General features: G+C 59.4%; 3 protein-coding genes. 1 reads left to right on the forward strand and 2 read right to left on the reverse strand.

Going from position 1 to position 8,893, the window contains the following annotated elements:
• The first annotated feature begins 237 nt into the window (after positions 1–237).
• Positions 238–1,443 carry an L-serine ammonia-lyase, iron-sulfur-dependent, subunit alpha gene (locus QVP03_RS01865; protein ID WP_022331969.1) on the forward strand — a complete coding sequence of 402 codons (1,206 nt, stop codon included), beginning with the start codon at positions 238–240 and terminating at the stop codon, positions 1,441–1,443.
• Positions 1,444–2,124: 681 nt separating this feature from the next.
• On the opposite strand, the gene rpoC is transcribed toward QVP03_RS01865, so the two are convergent.
• Complete coding sequence (gene rpoC, locus QVP03_RS01870; RefSeq protein ID WP_022331970.1) at positions 2,125–6,384, reverse strand: DNA-directed RNA polymerase subunit beta'; 4,260 nt, start codon at positions 6,382–6,384, stop codon at positions 2,125–2,127.
• Positions 6,385–6,418: 34 nt separating this feature from the next.
• The coding region (rpoB, locus tag QVP03_RS01875) for a DNA-directed RNA polymerase subunit beta (protein WP_288210595.1) at positions 6,419–8,893 on the reverse strand (2,475 nt) is incomplete at its 5' end.

Consider the following 8,893-nt stretch of genomic DNA (forward strand, 5'->3'; position numbering starts at 1 on the left):
GTCAAATATTTTTCACCTCGATTCGCAATTTACTGAATATAGGGTTTATACGTTAGATAAATACAAGGTTTCCTAACCCTAAATTCGCGTTCGAGTCGCGGTGAGGCTACGAAAAGGGAAAGGTTCCGGCCTTTTCCTTTTTTCGTTCCGCCCGGACGGGAGCGGCTTAAATCTCCGGCCGGGAAAGGGAACATCCGACAATTTACATTATCTTTGCCTCACATATAAAGCCAGTTTATGGAGTCACTCAAAGAATTATATAAGATCGGCAACGGCCCGTCGAGCAGCCACACGATGGGGCCAAAAAAGGCTGCCGAACGTTTTGCCGAACGTAGTCGCGACGTCGATTCATACCGTGTGACACTCTACGGATCGCTTGCCGCCACGGGCAAGGGACACCTCACCGACATGGCGATCCTTTCGGTGCTGGAGCCCATCGCCCCGACCCAGATCGTCTGGGAGCCGAAGGTCGTGCTGCCCTTCCATCCCAACGGCATGTTGTTCGAGGGGCTGAAAGCCGGCAAGGTTGTCGACAGATGGACGATATACAGCATCGGCGGGGGTGCCCTGGCGAACGAGAGTTCGCGCCTGGAGATACCCGCCAGCATCTATCCGCTGACGACGATCTCGGAGATCAAGGACTGGTGCTACCGCGAAGGAAAAACCTATTGGGAATATGTCAACGACTGCGAAGGCCCCGAAATATGGGATTACCTCGACCGGATATGGACGGTGATGTGCGAAACGATCCAGCGCGGCCTGAACAACGACGGCGTACTGCCGGGAGGGCTCAAGGTCGCCCGCAAGGCGAGCACCTACTGGGTCAAGTCGAAGAGCTACACCGACTCGCTGAAATCCCGCGCCCAAATCTACGCCTACGCCCTGGCGACCTCCGAAGAGAATGCATCCGGCGGCATCGTCGTAACCGCCCCCACATGCGGGTCGTGCGGCGTGGTTCCGGCAGTGCTCTACCACCTGGCCAATTCGCGCGATTTCCTGCGCATCCGGATCCTGCGCGCCCTGGCTACGGCGGGACTGTTCGGCAACGTGGCCAAAACCAACGCTTCGATCTCCGGCGCCGAGGTCGGCTGCCAGGGCGAGGTCGGCGTGGCATGTGCCATGGCCGCCGCCGCGGCATGCCAGCTTTTCGGCGGCACCCCTTCGCAGATCGAATACGCCGCGGAGATGGGGCTCGAACACCACCTGGGGCTCACCTGCGACCCCGTATGCGGATTGGTGCAGGTGCCCTGCATCGAACGCAATGCGATTGCGGCAGCCCGGGCTTTCGATGCCAACGCCTACGCCACGCTCTCCGACGGCTCGCACATGGTGAGCTTCGACCGGGTCGTGGAGGTGATGAACGAAACCGGGCATAACCTCCCGAGCCTCTACCGGGAAACCTCCGAAGGGGGTCTCGCCAGGCGCTATAACGGCAAGAAATAATCCGGACAGGATTCTTACGGCGGGGAACCGTGTTTTTTTGTGCTCCGGGATTTTTCGCAATTCGGAACAGGGAATCTTCCAAAACTCAGACCGATAAGCATCCGGATAGCGAATGACCTCCGACCGCTCGTGTTCATGCCCTTTGAACGGCTGCACGGCTGTCTTTTGCACAGTCGCCCTGCGCTCCGTCCAGTCGCCGCGTGCGCCGGAATCCGCATATTCATAGCTTTAGCTCCGCTCCGTAGCACCATCGTAATTGTGGGCTTCCTCCCGGCGTGCCACAAGCCGTCCCCCGGAATCGTAGACACAGGCGGCTTCTACTCCGGGTTCCCGTAGAACCGCATCGGTTCGAGCCAACCGTCCGGCGGCATCGTCTAAAAATTCGGTCGACCGCCTCACCTGCCGCATCACCCTCGTATTCGAGTTCCTGCGCGGCAATCCGGGCTACGGCACCATAAGTCAGCGATGCCGGCCTCCCTGCCTGCGCATCCCCTCCATACAGAAACACCGTATCCGTCCGAAAAAAGTACGGTTGGCAATGCCGCCGGGAGTGCGAACTATTTCGACTCCAGCTAACCATCGGGACAATGACGGTTGAAGATAATCGAGAATCCGGTCAAAATAAAAAGAAGCCGTTCCCCAGGGAACGGCTTCTTTCGAATCGTATATGCAGCCTCGGATTTACTGCGCCTGCTGGAGCGATTCCAGCTCGGCTTTCGAACCGACCACAAGGTTGTCGTAATCGCGCAGGCCCGTACCGCCGGGAATCAGGTGACCGCAGATAACATTTTCCTTGAGGTTTTCCAGCGGATCGACCTTGGCCTGGATCGCAGCCTCGTTGAGCACCTTGGTGGTCTCCTGGAACGAAGCCGCCGAGATGAAGCTCGAAGTCTGCAACGCGGCGCGGGTAATACCCTGCAACACCTGCGTCGAAGTAGCGGGCACAATGTCGCGCACCTGCACGGGTTTCTGGTCACGGCGCTTGAGGCTCGAATTCTCGTCGCGCAGCTTACGCAGCGAAACGATCTGCCCGGGCTGGAGCGACGTCGAATCGCCCGCATCGGTGACGACCACCTTGTCGTAAAGTTCGTCGTTCACATCCATGAACTCCCACTTGTCGACGACCTGGTCTTCGAAGAACCGGGTATCGCCCGGATCCTCGATCTTCACCTTGTTCATCATCTGGCGGACGATGACCTCGAAATGCTTGTCGTTGATCTTCACACCCTGCATGCGGTATACCTCCTGCACCTCGTTGACGATGTACTCCTGCACCTTCGTCGGGCCGAGGATATTGAGGATGTCGCTCGGGGTGATCGCACCGTCGGACAGCGGGCTGCCGGCCTTCACGTAGTCGTTCTCCTGCACGATGATCTGACGCGACAGGGGCACGAGGTAACGCTTCACGTCACCCTGCTTCGAGGTGATGATGATCTCGCGGTTACCGCGCTTGATCTTGCCGAACGATACCTCGCCGTCGATTTCCGACACGATTGCCGGGTTCGACGGGTTACGGGCTTCGAACAGCTCGGTCACACGCGGCAGACCACCGGTGATGTCGCCGCCCGACTTACCGACGGCACGCGGAATCTTGATCAGGATATCGCCGGCCTTGATCTTGGCGTTGTCCTTCACGACGACGTGCGCCGAAACGGGCAGGTTGTATTGCTTGACCTCCTCGCCCTCCTTGTTTACGATCTTGATGACGGGGTTCTTGGTCTTGTCCTTCGACTCGATGACCACCTTCTCCGAAAGGCCGGTCTGTTCGTCACGCTCCTCACGGTAGGTAATACCCTCGACGACGCTGTCGTAAACGGCCTTACCTTCGTATTCGGAGATGATAACGGCATTGTACGGATCCCATTCGCAGATCAGGTCGCCCTTCTTGACCTCGGCACCGTCCGCCATGAAAAGCGTCGCGCCGTAAGGCAGGTTGTGCGTGTAGAGTACGATCTCGGTCTTCGGGTCGACGATGCGGAATTCCGACTGGCGCGAAATGACGATGTTGATCGCCTCGCCGGAGGCATTCTTGCCCTTGACGGTGCGCAGCTCGTCGATCTCCAGACGGCCTTCGTATTTCGAAACGACATTGGTCTCGACCGCCGAGCCTCCGGCCACACCACCGACGTGGAACGTACGGAGGGTAAGCTGCGTACCCGGCTCGCCGATCGACTGCGCCGCGATGACACCCACGACCTCGCCCTTCTGCACCATGCGTGCGGTGGCAAGGTTGCGGCCGTAGCACTTCGCGCATACGCCCCGGCGTGCCTCGCAGGTCAGCACCGAGCGGATCTCCACCGATTCGAGCGGCGATTTCTCGATCGCCTCGGCAATCGCCTCGGTGATCTCCTCGCCCGCCTTGCAGATGACCTCGCCCGTCAGCGGATGGATCACGTCGTTCAGGGCGACACGGCCCAGAATACGGTCGTAGAGGGTCTGCACGACGTCGTCGTTGCGCTTGATGGCCGTAGCCGTCAGGCCGCGGAGCGTACCGCAGTCCTCCTCGTTGATGATCACGTCCTGTGCGACGTCAACCAGACGGCGCGTCAGATAACCGGCGTCAGCCGTCTTCAGTGCGGTATCGGCAAGACCCTTACGGGCACCGTGCGTCGAGATGAAATACTCGAGCACCGAAAGTCCCTCTTTGAAGTTCGAGAGGATCGGGTTCTCGATGACCTGCTGGCCACCCTCGACACCCGACTTCTGCGGCTTGGCCATAAGGCCACGCATACCGCTCAGCTGACGGATCTGCTCCTTCGAACCGCGGGCGCCCGAGTCGAGCATCATGTATACCGGGTTGAAACCGTCGTCGTCCTTGATCAGCGTGTCGATCACGACCTTCGTCAGCTTGGTATTGATGTTCGTCCAGACGTCGATGATCTGGTTGTAACGCTCGTTGTTGGTGATAAGACCCATGTTGTAGTCCTCCATGATGGCGTCCGAACGCTCGTAACCTTCCTGTACGAGTTTCTCCTTGGCATCGGGGATAATCACGGCGTCGAGGTTGAACGACAGGCCGCCGCGGAATGCCATGCGGTAACCCATGTCCTTGATGTCGTCGAGGAACGCGGCCACCTTGTCGGCACCGGCCTTCTTCATCACCACGGCGATGATGTCACGCAGCGAACGCTTCGTAAGGATCTCGTTGATGTAACCCACCTCCTTGGGTACCACCTGGTTGAAGAGGATTCGGCCGATGGTCGTCTCCTTCAGCTCGCGTACCGGGTTGCCGTCCGCGTCGATGTCGTCCACCATACACTTCACAATGGCGTGCAGGTCGGCCTGGCCTTCGTTGTAGGCGATGATCGCCTCCTCGGGGCCATAGAATGCGCGGCCCTCGCCCTTGACACCCTTGCGGGGTTTGGTGATGTAGTAGAGGCCGAGTACCATGTCCTGCGACGGCACGGTGATGGGTGCGCCGTTGGCGGGGTTAAGGACGTTGTGCGAACCGAGCATCAGCAACTGTGCCTCCAGGATGGCGGCATTGCCCAGGGGCAGGTGCACGGCCATCTGGTCGCCGTCGAAGTCGGCGTTGAACGCCGTACATGCCAGCGGGTGGAGCTGCATTGCCTTGCCCTCGATCAGCTTGGGCTGGAAAGCCTGGATACCGAGGCGGTGCAGCGTCGGGGCACGGTTCATCAGCACGGGGTGTCCCTTTATGACATTCTCCAGAATGCCCCAGATCACGGGGTCTTTCCGGTCGATGATCTTCTTTGCGGATTTCACCGTCTTCACGATTCCGCGCTCGATGAGCTTGCGGATCACGAACGGCTTGTAAAGTTCGGCCGCCATGTCCTTCGGAATACCCATCTCGTGCATCTTCAACTCGGGGCCGACGACGATGACCGAACGCGCCGAGTAGTCGACACGCTTACCCAAAAGGTTCTGGCGGAAACGTCCCTGCTTGCCTTTCAGCGAGTCGGAGAGCGACTTGAGCGGACGGTTCGACTCGTTCTTCACGGCATTGCTCTTGCGCGAGTTGTCGAACAGCGAATCCACGGCTTCCTGCAACATACGCTTCTCGTTGCGCAGGATCACCTCCGGCGCCTTGATCTCGATCAGGCGCTTCAGACGGTTGTTACGGATGATGACACGACGGTAGAGGTCGTTCAGGTCGGACGTGGCGAAACGTCCGCCGTCCAGCGGCACCAGCGGGCGCAACTCGGGCGGGATCACCGGAATGACGTTCAGCACCATCCATTCGGGCTTGTTCTTGCCCTCCGACGCACGGAACGACTCGATGACGTTCAGGCACTTGAGCGCTTCGCTCTTACGCTGCTGCGACGTTTCGGTCGAAGCCTTGTGGCGCAGTGCATAGGACATCGTGTCGAGGTCGACCTGCTTGAGCAGCGTATAGACCGCCTCGGCGCCCATCTGTGCGACGAACTTGTTGGGGTCGCTGTCGTCGAGCGCCTGGTTGCCCTTGGGCAGGGCGGCCAGCACGTCGAGGTACTCCTTCTCCGAAAGCGTTGCCAGACGTTCGATGCCCTGCTCGGCAGCGGCACCGGCGTTGATCACGACATAACGCTCGTAGTAGATGATAGCCTCCAGTTTCTTCGACGGGATACCCAGCAGGTAGCCGATCTTCGACGGCAGCGAACGGAAATACCAGATATGAACCACCGGTACGACCAGCGAAATGTGGCCCATGCGTTCGCGGCGCACCTTCTTCTCGGTCACCTCCACACCGCAGCGGTCGCAGACGATCCCCTTGTAGCGGATGCGCTTGTATTTGCCGCAATGGCATTCGTAGTCCTTGACAGGGCCGAAGATACGCTCGCAGAACAGACCGTCGCGCTCGGGCTTGTAGGTACGGTAGTTAATGGTTTCGGGCTTGAGCACCTCGCCGCTCGACTGTGCCAGGATCTCCTCGGGGGAGGCCAGGCCTATCGAAATCTGGCTGTAACCATTATTCGTCTTATTGTCTTTGGAAATTGACATATTTGTTCTTCGTTTTTCTTATCCTAAATACACCTTACTCGAGTTTGACCGACAGGGCCAGGCCGCGCAACTCGTGCAGCAGCACGTTCATGGCCTCGGGAATACCCGGTTTGGGCAGGTTCTCGCCCTTGACGATCGCCTCGTAAGCCTTGGCACGTCCCATCACGTCGTCGGACTTGATGGTCAGAATCTCCTGCAGGATATTCGCGGCGCCGAAGCCTTCGAGCGCCCAAACCTCCATCTCACCGAAACGCTGTCCACCGAACTGGGCCTTACCGCCGAGCGGCTGCTGCGTGATGAGCGAGTAGGGGCCGATCGAACGGGCGTGCATCTTGTCGTCGATCATATGGCCCAGTTTGAGCATGTAGATCACGCCCACCGTAGCCGGCTGGTCGAACTTCTCGCCGGTGCCGCCGTCGTAGAGGTACGTACGGCCGCTGTGCGGGATGCCCGCCTTGGCGGTGTACTCGTTGATCTGATCGAGCGAGGCACCGTCGAAGATCGGCGTTGCGAACTTCAGGCCCAACTCGCGGCCGGCCCATCCGAGCACGGTCTCGTAGATCTGTCCCAGGTTCATTCGCGAAGGCACACCCAGCGGGTTCAGGCAGATGTCGACGATCGTACCGTCCTCGAGGAACGGCATATCCTCGTCGCGCACGATACGGGCGACGATACCCTTGTTACCGTGGCGGCCGGCCATCTTGTCACCCACCTTCAGCTTACGCTTCTTGGCGATGTAAACCTTGGCCATCTGGATAACGCCGGTCTGCGGAAGTTCGTCACCGTTGGTGATGTTGTACTTCTCGCGCTTGATGACGGCATCGGCCTTCTTCCACTCGATGGTATAATTATTAATGGTAGCTTCGATCAACGCATCGGTATGGGCATCGCCCGTCCACTTGCACGAGCCGAGGTTCAGGTAACCCATCACCACGCCCGTCTTCTCGTCGGTCGACTTGCGGGCGATCTCCTCAAGCAGTTTCTGCGAGAACTTCGTGCCTGCGGGATAGAGTTCCACGCCGAAATAGTCGGTGATGCCCGTCGTGGCCTTGCCCTGGAGCAGCGTCCACAGCTTGGCGACCAAACGCTTCGTCAGTTCCGAAATCTCGGCTGCGAACTTCTCGTCGAGCTTCTCGAGCTGCGCCTTCTCGGCGCTCTTGCCCTTCTTACCCTCCTTGTTCGCACGGCTGTAAAGCCTCGTGTCGATGACCACGCCGTGCAGCGACGGCTGCGCCTTGAGCGAAGCGTCCTTCACGTCGCCGGCCTTGTCGCCGAAGATGGCGCGCAGCAGTTTCTCCTCGGGCGAGGGGTCGCTCTCGCCCTTGGGGGTGATTTTACCAATCAGGATGTCGCCCGGATGTACGTTGGCACCGATGCGGATGATACCGTTCGCATCGAGGTCTTTGGTGGCGTCCTCGCTTACGTTCGGAATATCCGAGGTCAGTTCCTCGACACCGCGCTTGGTGTCGCGCACCTCCATGATATACTCGTCGACGTGCACCGACGTGAAGATATCCTCACGCTGGATACGCTCCGAGATCACGATGGCATCCTCGAAGTTGTAACCCTTCCAGGGCATGAACGCCACTTTCAGGTTGCGGCCCAGGGCCAGCTCACCGTGTTGCGTCGAGTAACCCTCGGTCAGGATCTGCCCCTTCACGACCTTGTCGCCCGTCAGTACGGCGGGCTTGAGCGTGATGGAGGTATTCTGGTTCGTACGGCGGTAACGCGGAAGTTCGTAGGTCGTGACTTCCGGTTCGAACGAGGCCAATACCTCGTCTTCCGTACGCTCGTATTTGATCTGTATCTTGGTAGCGTCGGCGAAAACGACCTCGCCGTCGCCCTCGGCCACAATCTGGATGCGGCTGTCGGAGATCATATCCTTCTCGATACCCGTGCCGACGATCGGGGCTTCCGATGTTACCAGGGGCACGGCCTGGCGCATCATGTTCGAGCCCATCAACGCACGGTTGGCGTCGTCGTGCTCGAGGAACGGGATGAGGCTGGCCGCAATCGAAGCGATCTGGTTCGGAGCCACGTCCATCAGGTTCACCTCGTCCGCCGTAACCACGGGGAAATCGGCTCCCTGACGCGCCTTGATACGCTCGGGTTGCAGGAAATTGCCCTCGTCGTCGATCGGCATGTTCGACTGCGCCACGATCTTGCCCTCTTCCTCCTCGGCCGAGTAGTAGTGGATGTGCGAGTTGTCCAGGTCGATCCGGCCGTTCTCCACCGTGCGGTAAGGCGTCTCGATGAATCCCATCGGTGAAATCTTCGCATAAACGCACAGCGACGAGATCAGACCGATGTTGGGGCCTTCCGGCGATTCGATCGGGCAGAGGCGGCCGTAGTGCGTGTAGTGTACGTCTCGCACCTCGAAACCGGCACGGTCGCGCGAAAGGCCGCCGGGGCCGAGGGCCGACAGACGGCGTTTGTGCGTAATTTCGGCCAGCGGGTTGATCTGATCCATGAACTGCGAGAGCTGCGACGTCCCGAAGAACGAGTTGAT

Origin of the sequence: Alistipes sp. CAG:29 (genome assembly GCF_000435435.1) — a bacterium.
GTDB classification, from domain to species: Bacteria; Bacteroidota; Bacteroidia; order Bacteroidales; family Rikenellaceae; genus Alistipes; species Alistipes onderdonkii.